Source organism: Pseudomonas sp. S2_E01, from assembly GCF_054668365.1.
Window position 1 is genome coordinate 2,482,603 of record NZ_CP162762.1, and the last position, 14,681, is coordinate 2,497,283.

Consider the following 14,681-nt stretch of genomic DNA (forward strand, 5'->3'; position numbering starts at 1 on the left):
CGCAAAGGTGGCCGTCGTGGCCACGTTTATTGCGAGGTGACGGCGAAGGCACCCGTCAAAAACCACACTCTTTCGAGATGGTCTCGACGACCAGCGATGTCGGTGCTTGACCGGTGCGCGTGTCGACGACCGCCAACGAACACGCCGACTCCGTCGCCGAATGTGTGGCCTGGTACGTCACCCCCACCTCGGGCACAAAGCTGCTGGCGTTCATGCAGCTGCGGTGAATCAGTGCGTCGCCGCTGCTCTTGCGCTCGATGATGCCCATGCTGGCCGCCGTCAGGTAAATGCGCTGATCCGCCTTGATCAGAAATCGATTCTTCGCAGGCTCCGTCTGCGAGAGCGCGCCCAGCACGCCGGTCTCGGTCGTGTCCTGGCAGCGCCTATCGTGATACGCCCAGTACGCCTGGCTACCACCATTCATCAAATTGTTCGTGCCCCATTTGGCCTCGAGGGTGGCATGGGGAGCGCTCGACGCCGGTTGCTGGTAGTGACCGACGCAGCCCGCCAGCCACGCGATGCAGCAGATCAGGATGGATTTTTTCAACTTCACACCACAAGTAAATCAGCCGTAGACGTTGATCCTTATCGGCCAGTCTTGAATTAACAGGAGGGAAAATCACGGTTTTGGTTCGGCATACCATCATCCCAAAATTACATTGCTAATAGGAACTATTCGCAGATAATATCCGCGCGCTTTCTTTACCCTGCCCCCGCAAGGATTTCCCTACCAATGCGCCGCACCCTCGTTTCCCTTTGTCTGCTACAAGCTGTCCCCTCGTTGTCCTGGGCTGAGCAACCCGCTCAAGAACCCGTCAGTATTGAACTCGAAGCCCTCACCATCAATGCCGATGCGCTGAATGTCGAACGTGCCGACGGCCCGGTCGAAGGTTACAAGGCCACCCGCTCGGCCAGCGCCACCCGCACCGATACCGCCCTGCATGAAACGCCGCAATCGGTCAGCGTGGTGCCTCGCGATGTCATCGAGGACACCAGCGCCACGCGCCTGCAGGACGCGCTGGATTACGCCGGTGGCGTAGGACGCGCCAATAACTTCGGCGGCCAGGGTTTGACCACGTTCACCGTGCGCGGCTTCACCACCGGCGAGTTCTACCGCAACGGTTTCCCCATCAACCGTGGCTACCCGAATGCCCCGGACGCCAATACCATCGAGCGTCTGGAAGTGCTGCGCGGTCCGGCCACCAGCCTGTATGGCCGTGGCGATCCGGGTGGCACGTTCAACGTAGTCAGCAAGCAGCCGTTGCCAGAATCGAAAGTGACGTTGGGCAGCCAGTTCGATGACCAGGGCATGCACCGTGCCACGCTCGATGCCACCGGGCCGCTCAATCAGGACGGCAGCCTGGCCTATCGCCTGAACCTGCTGGGCGAAGGGGGTGACAGTTTCCGTGATGATGTCGAAAGTGAGCGGTATGACGTTGCGCCGGTGGTGAGCTGGCAGGTCAACGACACCACGAAGATCATCTTCGAGGGTGACTTCATGCGCAACAACCACCCGCTCGACCGTGGATTGACACGCTACCCCACGCAATCCGGCAGCGCCTCGCGCGATACCTACATCTGGGAAAAAGGCAGCGACAACCTGCTGCACAATGACAACAACATGGCCCAAGTGCGTTTCGAGCACATGCTCAATGACGACTGGACCCTAGGCGGTGGCTTCCAGTTTCTCGATGGCTCGCTTGAAGGCAATGCGGTCGAAGCCAATGGCGCGCCGGCCGATGGCCGTACGTTGCAGCGCAACTTCAACTACCGGAAGCTTGAGTGGACCGACCGTGACTTCCAACTGAATCTCACCGGCCACTTCGACACGGCAGGTTTCGCTCATACGCTGCTGACCGGCATCGAGTACGAGAACTACGACTACAACTCGATCATCCGGCGCTCGTCGGCGGCCAACGGCACCTATCCAATCGACATCTACACCCCGGTCCTTGGACAGCCCCGCCCTGCCCTCACCCGCACCACCACCTGGGACAAGGAAAACCTCAAGACCTGGGCGTTCTTCATCCAAGACCAGGTTGCGCTGACCGAGCGCCTGAAGGCCCTGGCCGGTGTGCGTCTGGAGCGCTTCGAGCATGACTACGATGACAAGCTGGTCAACTCCCGGGACTTCACCAAGGGCCAGAATGCGGCCACACCGCGCTTTGGCTTGCTGTATGACCTGACCGATACCGTCGCCGTCTACGCCAACACCGCGCGCTCGTTCAAACCGAACAGCGGCACTCCGTTCGCCGGCGGTGGCTTCGATCCGGAGAAAGGCAAGTCCTATGAGCTGGGTGTGAAATGGGAAGCGCTGGATCGCCAACTGAGCGTCGATGCGGCGGTGTACCACATCGTCAAGGAAAACGTGCTGACCCTTGACCCGGTGAACACCAACTACAGCGTGGCGGCGGGCAAAGTGCGCAGCCGTGGGCTGGACATCAACGTTGCCGGCAACATTACCCCAGAGTGGCGAGTGATCGGTGGCTACGCGTACGTCGATGCCGAAGTGATCGAGGACAATCGCCTGCCCAACGGCACGCGCCTGGCCAACATTCCGCGCAACAGCTTCAGCCTGCTCAACACCTACGAGTTTCAGGATGGCTTCGCCAAGGGATTGGGCTTGGGCGCCGGCGTTAAATACGTGGATGACCGCAACGGCCAGACCGAAGCGACCACCTACAGCATGGACCGCTACAGCGTGGTGGACTTGCTGAGCTTCTACAAGGTCAACGAGCACGTGCGGTTGAACCTGGATGTGAAGAATGTCTTCAACAAGGGTTACGACGAAGGCGCGTTCAACACCTATGCCTATCCGGGTGCACCGCGGACGGTGCAGATGGGGGTGGCGTACACGTTCTAGAACACCGGAGGCTGGCCGGATCTTCCCTCGAGGAGGATCCGGCAGCGCCGCAATTCAGAGCGTGAAGCGTTGGATCGTGACATTAAGCTCGCCGGCCAGTTGCGCGAGCATCTGGCTGGCACTGGTGGTTTGGCTTGCACGAACAGCCGATTGAGCCGACAGGTCGCGAATACGCACCAGGTTCTGATCGACTTCTCGAGCGACCTGCGCCTGTTCTTCCGAAGCGCTGGCAATCACCAGATTGCGCTCATCAATCTCGGCAACCGATTTGACGATCACCGACAACGCGTGATTGGCCAAAGTGGCTTGAGAATGGGTGCGCTCGGCCTGTGATGTACTGTGCCCCAGCGCCTGCACGGTGTTGTGCGTACCGACGTGAACCTGTTCGATCATGCTTTCGATTTCCCGCGTGGACTCACCGGTGCGATAGGCCAGTCCTCGAACCTCATCGGCAACCACGGCAAACCCACGCCCCGCTTCGCCCGCCCTGGCCGCCTCGATCGCGGCGTTCAGCGCCAACAGGTTAGTCTGTTCCGACACCGCGCGAATCACCTCCAGAACCTTACTGATAGCTTGTGTGTGATCCGACAACAACTGCGCCTGAGCGGACGCCTCACCCACATTGCGCACCAGATCGGTGATCGAGCCCAGGGTGACATCGAGCTCTTCCTGCCCGGAACGAGCGGCACTGTTTGACGAACGGGACGCCTCGGACGTGGATACGGCATTGCGCGCAACTTCTTCGACCGCTTGCGTCATCTCCGTAACGGCAGTCACCGCCATTTCGATTTCAACATTCTGGGCATTCAAATCCGCATGACTGTCGCGCATCAACGCATTGAGCTCTTCAGCGGCTGATCCCAATTGGTTCGACGCAGCCCCAATCTGCAGGAGCATCGCATGCAGGTTGCCACGCATGCGCTCCATGGATTGAAGTAACAAGGCCGCTTCATCGGTGCCCTCGATGTCCACAACCGTCTTGCGCAGATCGCCGGACGCGACTTGATCCGAGCTGTCGAGTGCCAGCTTGATGGGCCCCGCCAGGCTCGCGATCAATCGCCAGGCGAGCATCATCGTATACAGCAACGCCACGACCAGTACGATGCCGACCACCAGTTGGGCCTCGCTATAGGCAGCGGCAGCCGCGTCGACTGCACTGGCCTTGGTATCGTCGTTGATGGTTTCCAGGTTCGCGAGTTGTTCTTTGATCAACCCTGCGGTGGTCACCATTTTGCCCATGATGACAGCCTGGGCCGCCTCGCTTTTGCCGTTTTGCAAAAGCTCGTAACTGGCTTGGGCATCGGTGTTGTAGGTGGCGAACAACGACAGCAGCGCACCGATAGCCGTTTCTTCTTCCCGTGTATTGATCAGCGGGCGATAGTGATCAACCGCCGAATTGAATGCCTTGACCTTGTCCTGATAGCTGGCGAAAGCCTCCGGCAATTTGGCTACACCGACTGACATCAAACGAACGACGTCGACTCGGGTGTTCGAAAAAGCCAGGGCGATATCGTCTCCCAATGCGACACCAGGCAGCGCATCGTTCTCGATCCTCTGCCCTTCTTCCCGAACCTTGGCAATTTGTAAAAGGCCAAAAACGCCCAGCATCAATACAATCAAAACCATCGAGGCAAAACACACCAGCACGCGATTGGCTATTTTTAATTTGCGCAGCAACATTTTTACCTCGGTCGGTCATTTAAAGTAAATCAGCGTCGATCAACGCTCGGTTACGGGGTCGGATAATTAACGACCACGCAATGCCTCGATGCGCCTGGTAAAACGCGTTGCGGCTTTGCAATCAGAAAGCCCTGCATCCATTGCGCTGAACAGTGCACCAGTCGCTCGGTGTCACTCGCAAATTCCACACCTTCAGCCACGACATGGGGCACAAATGTCTGACACAGTCCCATCAGGTGTTCGAAGGCCTTGGCAGCGACTTCACAGTGACGGGCTCGGTGCAGATATCCCTTATCGATTTTTATAATGTCGGGGGATGCCGTGCGAATAAACTCGAGAGTACTGAAGCCCGAACCAAAATCATCAACTGCTGTCAGGCACCCCAAACTGCGCATGCGGATAACAAACTCCGCGGCTGCGTCATGGTTTGCTAAAGCGCTTTCGGTTATTTCGATGACCAGTCTTTTTGCCAGCAAGGGTTCTGCAACTAATTGCGCGATAATGTCGCTCCATCTCTCATCCAGTACTGCACTCTGTGCAGATACATTGCAACCCAGGCGAATGCCCGGATTATCGCGCAACATTGAAATGACGCTAGAGACCACGCAATGATCTAACTTTCTAATGGACTTGCGACCTTCCAGGATCGGAAAGGGATTAGTTTTCATCGGGCCTTCGCAATGCCTCAGAAGCCCTTCGTAGTAGAAAATCGTGCCGGGCTTGACCGACGTAACAGGTTGGAACGCCAGAAACAATTGGCCCCGCGCCAGCTCATCGTAGAACCAGTGTACAAATTCCAATGCCTCATCTGAACAAACGCTGCAAAATTCCAGGTCGGAACACATATCAACGTGAGAGACCATCAATATTACCTTTCGATCGACGCCGCCATATTGGTACGCCAGTCTCAGAAGCGAAGAGCAAACCGAACGGTGAAACTCAACTCAGCCTCCACTACAGTTGATAATCAACGCGTGCAAAACGCTCTGCGTCGGACCTGCGCTGGTAGTGCGCTGGTGTGCGCATGAAACCGATTTGAATTCTCTCCAAATATCCATTCAAGAAAGTGGCCTTAAGCTACCACCGAATAAATCATCACACCGACAGTCATCCTTGCCTAGTGTCTTGAGCTTCTTTTATTATGTCCGATCGCGCAGTTCATGTTTTCTAACTTGAATGCCGAAACTATCCGTGAGTTGTGAATTTTTCAGGGTGAGCAATGTGTACAATTTCGGCGACTGCATTTAACAATGTTGCCCAGGCGATCTCGAAAAATAATAAGGCACTCAATAGTCTTCTAGCCGATTTTCAGGCCGAACTGTCAAATGGTATAACCACCGACAAGCTTGACCTCGCTCTAGTTTATCGCTTTTGCAATGATGCTTATGCAAATACCCGAGATGAAAATATTGGTTTGATTGCCTATGATTTCGGCAGGCCCTATTTTCTTGGCGTGCCGGGTTATTTGGTAATGTCCAGTTCCACGATCAAAGTTGCGCTGGAGCGCCTGGCACGATATCACCCGTTAATCACTGATTCTTCGGTCCTCACCTTTGAAGAGGCGTGTGCAGACTTCATCCTCACCGTTCAACCGGGCGGTTCCTACGAAGCCCCCCGGTATTTTTTTGATGCTGTAGCCGCTCTTTTACTAGGGCTCATCCACTGGCTGGCTCATCCCTCGAAAGTCGATCCGATCAGGGTTGAAATGCCCTACCCGGAGCCGCTTGAAACGAATGACCTGACGCAGCTATTCGGCAGCCACATCCTGTTTGATGCTCCGCATCTTAGGTTTACCTTCGATAGCGACATCCAGGCCATTCCCGTGGCGACCTGCAACCCTGCGCTGGACGCCGTTCACGGCCGATATGCCGAGGCGCTGCTGGAAGAGCGGGTGAAAGGATCGCTGGTCGAGAAAGTTCGCTCGGCTTTTTCCGCCGGTGTCTCAGATGGCCGGCTGCCTTCACTCGAGAACATGGCGCTGACGCTGGGCATGAGCAAACGAACGCTGCAAAAGTCCCTGGAGAATGAGGGTTTCACTTTTTCCGCTTTGCAGGAGCAACTGCGCAAGGAGCTCGCCAACAACCTCTTGTGCACCTCTACGATGAGTCTCAAGAAAATCACATCACTGCTTGGGTTCTGTGAATCGAGCAGCCTGCATAAAGCTTGTCAGCGTTGGTTCGGCTTGTCCCCCGGGCAGCTCCGGGCGCGAAAAACCAACAGCATCGAGGTGCTTTGAGGCCATGACGACGCTTGCCTCCTCCTGCGCCCGAATCGTGTTGAGACTCAAGGAATATGCGCCCCCTCCCTCTGAATGGGTCAATGGCTTGCATGCGCGCTTGAGCGCAGAAGCGGCGAACGCCGAGAGGGTGCGTATCGAGGATATCTCGAACTTCATGGGGTTCCTCGAGGCAGACGCCGAGAATCCCGACATTGGCCTTCACTGCCGCGAACTGTTCCATCCGGGCCAGCTCTATTCGCAGCTTTATCCCATGATGTCCAGCCCGACACTGGGAGATGCGCTTAAAGTCCTCGCACACTCCTCTTCGCTTTTATCCGACGGCCTTCCCCTGCTGATCCTTGAGGAAGCGGATAGTTACAGCATTGTGTTCCTGCGACTGGAATTGCTCCAGCTGTCCAGGTCCTATATCGATTGTTATCTTTCGACCATCATCGCTATTGTTGAATGGCTTTTGCCAGCGCGAAGGGTCAAGCCCATCGCCGCATCGTTCAGCTACGACCAACCTGTAGACTGTACTGCGTTACAACACATGTTCGGGCCGCACCTGACGTTCTCCGATCTGGTGAACAAGATCTCTTTTTCGCCAACAGACTGGCATCTGCCACTGCCCACACGATGTGCCGATTTGCGACTGCATCACGACATCATGCTCAACGGCGAACTTCAGAATTTCCCGGTTAAAACCTCCTCGGTCGTTAAAAATCACATTGTTGTTGGTCTGGCCAAGGGTGTCGTGATTTCTCTGGAAAGTACTGCGGGCGCGCTGAACCTCACGCCGCGCATGCTACGCAGCCGTCTTGACGATGAATTGACCGGGTTCAGGGAGCTCCAGGACGAATGCCGACTGCAACTGGCCCGTCACTTGATTCGCTTCACCCATCAGAGCCCGGCCAGGATCGCCCAACGACTGGGCTTCAACGAGATCAGCAGCTTTTACCGAGCCTGCAATCGCTGGTTTGGTTGTTCTCCAGGTGCTTATCGCCTACGCGCGGAACGTCGTTCGGCTGTCTAGTGTCGTTTTTCGGTGCCTAAATACGCCGGTGTCGCGCTAAGCTGCCTGACAACCCCGTCCCCTACAACTCGCTGGAGGAATATCGCAAATGGCCAAGGCTGCCGATGTCGTTGTGCAATGCCTGGAAAACGAAGGTGTCGAGTACGTATTCGGCATTCCCGGCGAGGAAAACCTCGACCTGCTCGAATCCCTGCGCAAGTCGAAGATCAAGCTGGTGCTGACCCGCCACGAGCAGTCCGCCGGCTTCATGGCCGCCACTTACGGGCGCCTGACCGGCAAGACCGGCGTCAGCCTCTCGACCCTGGGCCCCGGCGCCACCAACCTGGTGACTGCCAGCGCCTATGCGTATCTGGGCGGCATGCCCATGATGATGATCACCGGGCAGAAGCCGATCAAGAAGTCCAAGCAAGGCCGGTTCCAGATCATCGATGTGTGCGGGATGATGGCGCCGATCACCAAGTACACCCACCAATTCGCTTCCGCCGATAACATCCCGGCGCGCATGCGCGAGGCCTTCCGCCTCGCCGAGGAAGAAAAGCCCGGCGCCGTGCACCTCGAGCTGCCGGAAGACATCGCCGCCGAGCAGACCGAGAGCCTCCCGATCCCGCCAAGCCTGCATCGCCGGCCGTTGGCGGAAAACAAAGCGGTGGAAGCCGCCGTCGACAAACTGCGCACCGCCCGCAGCCCGATCCTGGTGATCGGCGCCGGCGCCAACCGCAAGATGACCGCCAAGGTACTCAAACAACTGATCGACAAGACCGGCATCCCATTCATCACGACCCAGATGGGCAAGGGCGTGGTCGATGAGCGTCATCCGCGTTTTCTCGGCAATGCGGCGCTGTCAGCCGGCGATTTTGTCCATCGCGCGGTGGAAGCGGCGGACTTGATCGTCAACATCGGCCATGACGTGATCGAGAAACCCCCGTTCTTTATGGTGCGCGGTGGAACCGAGGTGGTCCATATCAACTTCCGTTCCGCCGAGGTGGATGCGGTGTACTTCCCGCAGATCGAAGTGATCGGCGACATCGCGAACGCCGTGTGGCAGATAGGTGAAGCGCTGAACGACACGTCGCACTGGGACTTCACTCGCCTGATGACGATCCGTGAAGCCAACGAAACGCAGATCGCCGAAGGCGCCGACGACGACCGCTTCCCGGTGTACCCGCAGCGGTTGGTGGCCGACATCCGCCGTGCATTACCGTCCGAAGGCATCGTAGCGCTGGACAACGGCATCTACAAAATCTGGTTCGCTCGTAACTACAAGGCGCACAAGCCCAATACCGTATTGCTCGACAACGCTTTGGCGACCATGGGCGCCGGTCTGCCGTCCGCGATGGCAGCGCATCTGGTGCACCCCGATCGTCCGGTGGTTTCGGTGTGCGGCGATGGCGGTTTCATGATGAACAGCCAGGAACTGGAAACGGCGGTAAGACTGGGTATGCACCTGACCGTGGTGATCCTGCGCGACGACGGCTACGGCATGATCCGCTGGAAACAGGCGAACATGGGTTTCACCGATTTCGGCCTGGATTATGGCAACCCGGACTTCGTCAAATATGCCGAGGCCTACGGCGCCCACGGCCATCGAGTGGAAAGCGCCGAAGGCTTCCTGGGGTTGCTCGAACACTGCATCAAGACGCCGGGCGTGCATGTGATCGATTGCCCGGTGGACTACAGCGAGAACGACCGGATTCTCAATAGCGAGTTGCGTGAGCGGAGTTTGGCGGTCTAAATCAGATCTCCCCCAACCTGTAGGAGCGAGCATGCTCGCGAATAGGCCGGCACATCCAACATCATTGGTGCCTGACACACCGCCATCGCGACGGTTCGACGGTTCGACGCTTCGACGCTTCGACAAGCTCGCTCCTGCAGGGTCTGCTGACCATTTGTATGGCTTTAACCCTGACAAATGCCAAAACAAACCCAACAACCAATCAAATCGCCGGCTGCCGCCCGGCATTTTGCCGTCTCATAATGGACTTACAACAATAAAGGGGTTCCCCCTGGGGCGTGTAAGCCATGTACAAAGACCTTGTCGTCAAACCTCGCAAGACCGACAGCGCCGCCTTCATGGGGGCGGTGGCTGTGATCATCTTCATCATTACGCTGGTGTTTGGATTGGGTCAGGGTCGGCTGTCCCAGTTGATGGGTCCTATCGTCCTGGACCTGCAGGCGCCACTGGCGCGTGATATCGCGGTGGGCGGGACCCTCACCCTGACGCTGGTGCTCAACTTGTTCATCCTCGGCCGCCTGCCACTGCGCACGCAGATCATTACGGTCTGGTGCGAATTGCTGGCGTTGTTCCTGCTGTTTTTCGACACCTTCAACCTGTCCTACAGCTTCATCGCCACCAAAGTCGGCTTCATGATCACCCAGGGTGTGTTCACCACCGTCTACGTGTCGGCGATCTCGATTGCCATCGCCTTCGTCCTTGCCTTGCTGGGCGCCACTGCGCGCCTGTCGTCCAACGGCTTTGCGATTGCCATCGCCAGTTTTTACACCTCGTTCTTCCGGGGCGTGCCGCTGCTGATCCAGATCTACCTGATTTACCTGGGCATCCCGCAGCTGGGCTATGTGGTTGGCGCGGTGCCGGCTGGCATCCTCGCGCTGTCGCTGTGCTACGGCGCGTACATGACCGAGATCTTCCGCGCCGGCATCAGCAGCATTCCTCGTGGCCAGTGGGAAGCCTCCAGGGCCATCGGCCTCAACCCCTGGCAGGCCATGACCCGGGTGATCCTGCCGCAGTCGATGCGCCTGATCATTCCGCCCACCGGCAACCAGTTCATCTCGATGCTCAAGGACAGTTCGCTGGTCTCGGTCATCGGCGTCTGGGAGTTGATGTTCCTGGCACGCACCCAGGGCCGGGCCGAGTTCCGCCATCTGGAAATGCTCATCACCGCCGCCGTGCTCTATTGGCTGCTGTCGATCCTGCTGGAAACCGTCCAGGCGCGCCTGGAAAAGCACTTCAACCGTGCCCACCGCTAAGCCAGGAGCCTTGTGATGAATCAACTTGCAACCGCCTTGTCCCCCGCCGTCTCGATTCGCGACATGCACAAGTGGTACGGCGACTTTCATGTGCTCAAGGGCATCGACCTGCACATCGCCAGCGGCGAAATCGTGGTGGTCTGCGGCCCCTCGGGTTCCGGCAAGTCCACCCTGATCCGCTGCCTGAACCTGCTGGAAGATTTCCAGAAAGGCAGCGTCCATATCGACGGCACCGAGTTGACCCGCGAGGCCACACGCGTCGCCGACATCCGCCGCCAGGTGGGTATGGTGTTCCAGCAGTTCAACCTGTTCCCGCACATGACCGTGCTGGATAACCTCATGCTTGGACCGCGTCTGGTGAGCAAGCTCAGCGAAGCGCAGGCCCGCGAACTGGCTTACGAATACCTCGACCGTGTGCGTATCCGCAACCAGGCCGACAAGTTCCCCGGCCAGCTTTCCGGCGGCCAGCAGCAGCGCGTGGCCATCGCCCGCGCCCTGTGCATGCGCCCGCGCATCATGCTGTTCGATGAACCCACCTCGGCGCTTGACCCGGAGATGGTCAAGGAAGTGCTGGATGTCATGGGCGAGCTGGCGCAGGACGGCATCACCATGGTCTGCGTCACCCATGAGATGGGCTTCGCCCGGCGCGTGGCGGACCGCATCATTTTCATGGATCAGGGCTGCATCATCGAGCAAGCCAAACCCAACGAGTTTTTTGACAACCCGCAGCACGCCCGCGCCCGGGAGTTCCTGTCACAGATTCTCAGCCACTGAGAAACATCAGCCGTCGATAACAACAAAACCAGCACAAAGACTACTGGAGACTGACTCATGCGCTCACTTACCCGCTTCTTCACCGCAACCGCCGTCGCTACAGCGTTGACCGCCACCGCAGGCGCCGCCTGGGCCGGCGCGACCCTGGACCGCATCCACGACACCAAGGTGATCAAGGTCGCCACCGCCGCCAACTGGCCGCCGCAATCGTTCCTCGGCCCGGATAACCAGTTGCAAGGCTTCGACATCGATGTGGCCACCGAAATCGCCAAGCGCCTTGGCAGCAAGGTCACCTTCGTCACGCCCGAGTACGGGATCATCACCGCCGGGCGCTGGGCCAATCGCTGGGATCTGTCGGTGGGCTCCATGACCCCCACCACCGCGCGCGGTCGGGTGCTGGATTTCCCGGCGATCTACTACTACACGCCTTACGTCTTCGCGGTGCACAAGGATGCCGCCGGTGCCAAACCCTCAGACTTGAATGGCAAGACCATCGGCGTCGAAGCCGGCACCACGTCCGAGGACTACATCAACCGCCGCCTCAAGATCGACGCCGCCGACGTGCCGCCCTTCACCTATGAGGTTGAGCCTGGCGAGGTGCAGACCTACGGTGACAGCATGGGCCCGCTGGATGACCTGCGCATGGGTAACGGTGTGCGCCTGAACGCCACCTTGTCAGCGCTGCCGACCATCGTCGCGGCAGTGAAAAATGGCTATCCGATCGTGCAGGTTGAAGGCAAACCCGCGTACTACGAGCCTCTGGCCCTCGCGACCGACAAGGGTGATGACGCCTTCAACAGCGCCTTGACCAAGATCGTCACGGAGATGAAAGCCGACGGCACTCTCAAGCAGCTGTCGCAGAAGTGGTACGGCGCGGACCTGACCCAGGTCCAGTAACCCGCAGCAAACTACCCAAGCCTTGCCGAGCGCCCGTTTTAAACGCGGCGCCCGGCTCGCCTGTGCCGTGAAGAAAAGGACAAGAGCCTTCATGTACATCAACAATTACTACACCGCCACCATGCAATACGCCCGCGAACGAGCGCCACTGGCGGGCGCCATGCAGGCCGACGTATGCATCGTCGGCGCCGGGCTGGCCGGGCTCAGCACGGCCTGGGAACTGCTCTCGCGGGGCAAGTCGGTGGTGCTGCTCGACGCCGGCCGCGTGGCGTGGGGCGCTTCGGGGCGTAACGGCGGTTTTGTACTACAGGGCTGGTCCGAAGGCTTGTCGGCCATCGAGCGGCGATGCGGCAAGGCGACCGCTTCTGCGCTGTTCAAGCTGTCGCTGGAAGGCGTCGATACCGTGCGCGGGATGATCGCCCGTCATCAGTTTGCGGGTTGCGCGCCCACGTCGGGCAAGCTCAGCGTGGTGCGCTACGACGACGGCGATAACCTGCAACGCACCCGCGATAAAATGGCTGCCGATTTTGATTTTCACCTTGAGTACCTGGATCGCCAGGCCGTGCGCGAGCGGCTCAGGACCGATCGCTACTTCCAGGCGCTGCGCGATACCCACGGCTTTCACTTCCACCCGTTGAATTACTGCCTGGGCCTGGCCGGGCTGATCGAAGCCAGCGGCGGCCGTATCCATGAGCAATCGCCCATGGTGCGTGTCGAGAGCGAGCGCGGTCGTCATCGAGTGTTCACCGATCAAGGCAGCGTCGATTGCGCGCACGTGGTGTATTGCTGCGGCGGCTATGGTGGTCGCGAATTCGGCAAGCTGCGCCGGGCCTTCCTGCCGATCGCCACCTACGCGGTACTTACCGAACGCCTGGGCGAGCGTCTGCCAGAGGTGATGCGCACCACCGATGCCGTGGGCGACAACCGTCGTGCCTCGGACTACTACCGCATCGTCGATGGCGACCGCCTGCTCTGGGGTGGCCGCATCACCACCCGCAACCTGCAGGATGAAAAGCGTTTGGGGCAACTGCTGACCGACGACATTCTCGACGTCTACCCGCAATTGCGCGGCGTCAGGATCGATAAGGCGTGGTCCGGGCTGATGGGCTACGCACGGCACAAGATGCCGCACATAGGCCCGCTGGGCCAGGGCCTGTGGGCGTGTACTTCGTTTGGTGGCCATGGTATGAACACCGCGCCGATTGGTGGGCGGGTGATTGCCGAAGCCATTTGCGGTGAAACCGATCGCTACCGACTATTTGACGCCTATGGCCTGCAATGGAACGGTGGTCCGCTGGGACCGGCGGCAGCACAAACGGTTTACGCCGGCCTCAAGATGATGGATATATTCCAGGAAGCCCGCTCGCAACGCCGAGCGACACAGAGCAACTGAACCCCCGCGAGGTCAATTACGTGTCCATGGATGTGCAGAGTTCCGGTCCGCTGTTCAACCTCACCGACAAGGACAGGCAACTGCTTGGCCTGCTGCAAACCAATGCCCGCGAACCCACCGCGTCATTGGCTCGCAAGCTCGGAGTGTCGCGCTCGGCGGTGCAGGAACGCATCACCCGCCTGGAAAAGGCCGGCGTCATCACGGGCTACAGTGTGCGCATCGATCAGGATCGGCTGCAGCAGACCATCAACTGCTTCACCATGACCTCGTGCACCAACAAGAGTTACACCGACGTCATGACCTCGCTGCGCAAGATGGACGCGGTGCAGGCGGTGTATGCGGTGTCGGGCGAATCGGATTTCATCATCCACCTGGTGACCCCAACCTTGAGCGAACTGAACGCCGAACTGACCCGGATCAACATGATCAAGGGCGTGGCCCACACCGCGTCACACATCGTGATGGAAACCAAGTTCAGCCGTAAATTGAGCCTCTAATCATGCATATTGACCCCTGTAGGAGCGAGCTTGCTCGCGATGGTGTCCCAGACACCGCAGGCATCCAGACACCCCGCGTCATCGTTAACCACCATCGCGAGCAAGCTCGCTCCTACAGGTTTCTCGGTGAATGAAGATTTTGTGTACGAGCGCAGACACTGTAGGAGCGAGCTTGCTCGCGATGGTATCCCAGACACCGTAGGCACCCAGACACCCCGCGTCATCGTTAACCACCATCGCTAGTAAACTCGCTCCTACAGGTTTCTCGGTGAACGCAGATTTTGTGTACGACCTCAGACACTGTAGGAGCGAGCTTGAACTGGTCAAGTAATCTTGGACAC

At 58.7% G+C, this 14,681-nt stretch carries 12 protein-coding genes and 1 pseudogene; 9 read left to right on the top strand and 4 right to left on the bottom strand.

The window, feature by feature from the left end; translation table 11 throughout:
• Positions 1–55 precede the first annotated feature (55 nt).
• Entirely contained in the window at positions 56–553 is a 498-nt protein-coding gene (locus AB4O36_RS11340) for a hypothetical protein (protein ID WP_460141772.1), read from the bottom strand.
• A gap of 180 nt (positions 554–733) precedes the next feature.
• Between AB4O36_RS11340 and AB4O36_RS11345 the strand changes: the two genes are divergently transcribed.
• Positions 734–2,863 carry a TonB-dependent siderophore receptor gene (locus tag AB4O36_RS11345; RefSeq protein ID WP_460141773.1) on the top strand — a complete coding sequence of 710 codons (2,130 nt, stop codon included), beginning with the start codon at positions 734–736 and terminating at the stop codon, positions 2,861–2,863.
• 54 nt (positions 2,864–2,917) lie between these two features.
• On the opposite strand, the gene AB4O36_RS11350 is transcribed toward AB4O36_RS11345, so the two are convergent.
• The 3 genes and pseudogenes from AB4O36_RS11350 to AB4O36_RS11360 all read right to left on the bottom strand — a co-directional run bounded on the left by AB4O36_RS11350 (position 2,918) and on the right by AB4O36_RS11360 (position 5,406).
• Positions 2,918–3,790 carry a methyl-accepting chemotaxis protein gene (locus AB4O36_RS11350; protein ID WP_460142134.1) on the bottom strand — a complete coding sequence of 291 codons (873 nt, stop codon included), beginning with the start codon at positions 3,788–3,790 and terminating at the stop codon, positions 2,918–2,920.
• A pseudogene (locus AB4O36_RS11355) lies at positions 3,773–4,543 on the bottom strand (MCP four helix bundle domain-containing protein); the annotation flags it as partial. The pseudogene AB4O36_RS11355 and the gene AB4O36_RS11350, both read right to left, overlap by 18 nt.
• A 50-nt stretch (positions 4,544–4,593) precedes the next feature.
• A complete protein-coding gene (locus AB4O36_RS11360; RefSeq protein ID WP_460141774.1) occupies positions 4,594–5,406 on the bottom strand; it encodes an EAL domain-containing protein in 813 nt (270 codons plus the stop codon).
• Positions 5,407–5,762: 356 nt separating this feature from the next.
• On the opposite strand from AB4O36_RS11360, the gene AB4O36_RS11365 reads away from it, so the two are divergent.
• The 8 genes from AB4O36_RS11365 (at position 5,763) to AB4O36_RS11400 (ending at position 14,340) form a co-directional block, all read left to right on the top strand.
• A complete protein-coding gene (locus AB4O36_RS11365; protein ID WP_460141775.1) occupies positions 5,763–6,779 on the top strand; it encodes an AraC family transcriptional regulator in 1,017 nt (338 codons plus the stop codon).
• Positions 6,780–6,783: 4 nt separating this feature from the next.
• Positions 6,784–7,794 (top strand): helix-turn-helix transcriptional regulator, encoded by a 1,011-nt coding sequence (locus AB4O36_RS11370; RefSeq protein WP_460141776.1) that lies wholly within the window; start codon positions 6,784–6,786, stop codon positions 7,792–7,794.
• 88 nt (positions 7,795–7,882) lie between these two features.
• On the top strand, positions 7,883–9,526 hold the full coding sequence (locus AB4O36_RS11375) for an acetolactate synthase large subunit (protein ID WP_460125074.1): 1,644 nt from the start codon (positions 7,883–7,885) through the stop codon (positions 9,524–9,526).
• Between the two features lie 287 nt (positions 9,527–9,813).
• Positions 9,814–10,779, top strand: coding sequence for an amino acid ABC transporter permease (locus AB4O36_RS11380; protein ID WP_460141777.1), 966 nt, complete (start codon positions 9,814–9,816; stop codon positions 10,777–10,779).
• Positions 10,780–10,794: 15 nt separating this feature from the next.
• Positions 10,795–11,553 carry an amino acid ABC transporter ATP-binding protein gene (locus tag AB4O36_RS11385; protein ID WP_460141778.1) on the top strand — a complete coding sequence of 253 codons (759 nt, stop codon included), beginning with the start codon at positions 10,795–10,797 and terminating at the stop codon, positions 11,551–11,553.
• 57 nt (positions 11,554–11,610) lie between these two features.
• Positions 11,611–12,450: a transporter substrate-binding domain-containing protein gene (locus AB4O36_RS11390; RefSeq protein ID WP_169866569.1), complete on the top strand. Its 840-nt coding sequence runs from the start codon at positions 11,611–11,613 to the stop codon at positions 12,448–12,450.
• Between the two features lie 91 nt (positions 12,451–12,541).
• Positions 12,542–13,843 (top strand): NAD(P)/FAD-dependent oxidoreductase, encoded by a 1,302-nt coding sequence (locus AB4O36_RS11395; RefSeq protein ID WP_460141779.1) that lies wholly within the window; start codon positions 12,542–12,544, stop codon positions 13,841–13,843.
• Between the two features lie 26 nt (positions 13,844–13,869).
• Positions 13,870–14,340 (top strand): Lrp/AsnC family transcriptional regulator, encoded by a 471-nt coding sequence (locus AB4O36_RS11400; RefSeq protein ID WP_169866571.1) that lies wholly within the window; start codon positions 13,870–13,872, stop codon positions 14,338–14,340.
• The last annotated feature ends 341 nt before the right edge of the window (positions 14,341–14,681 follow it).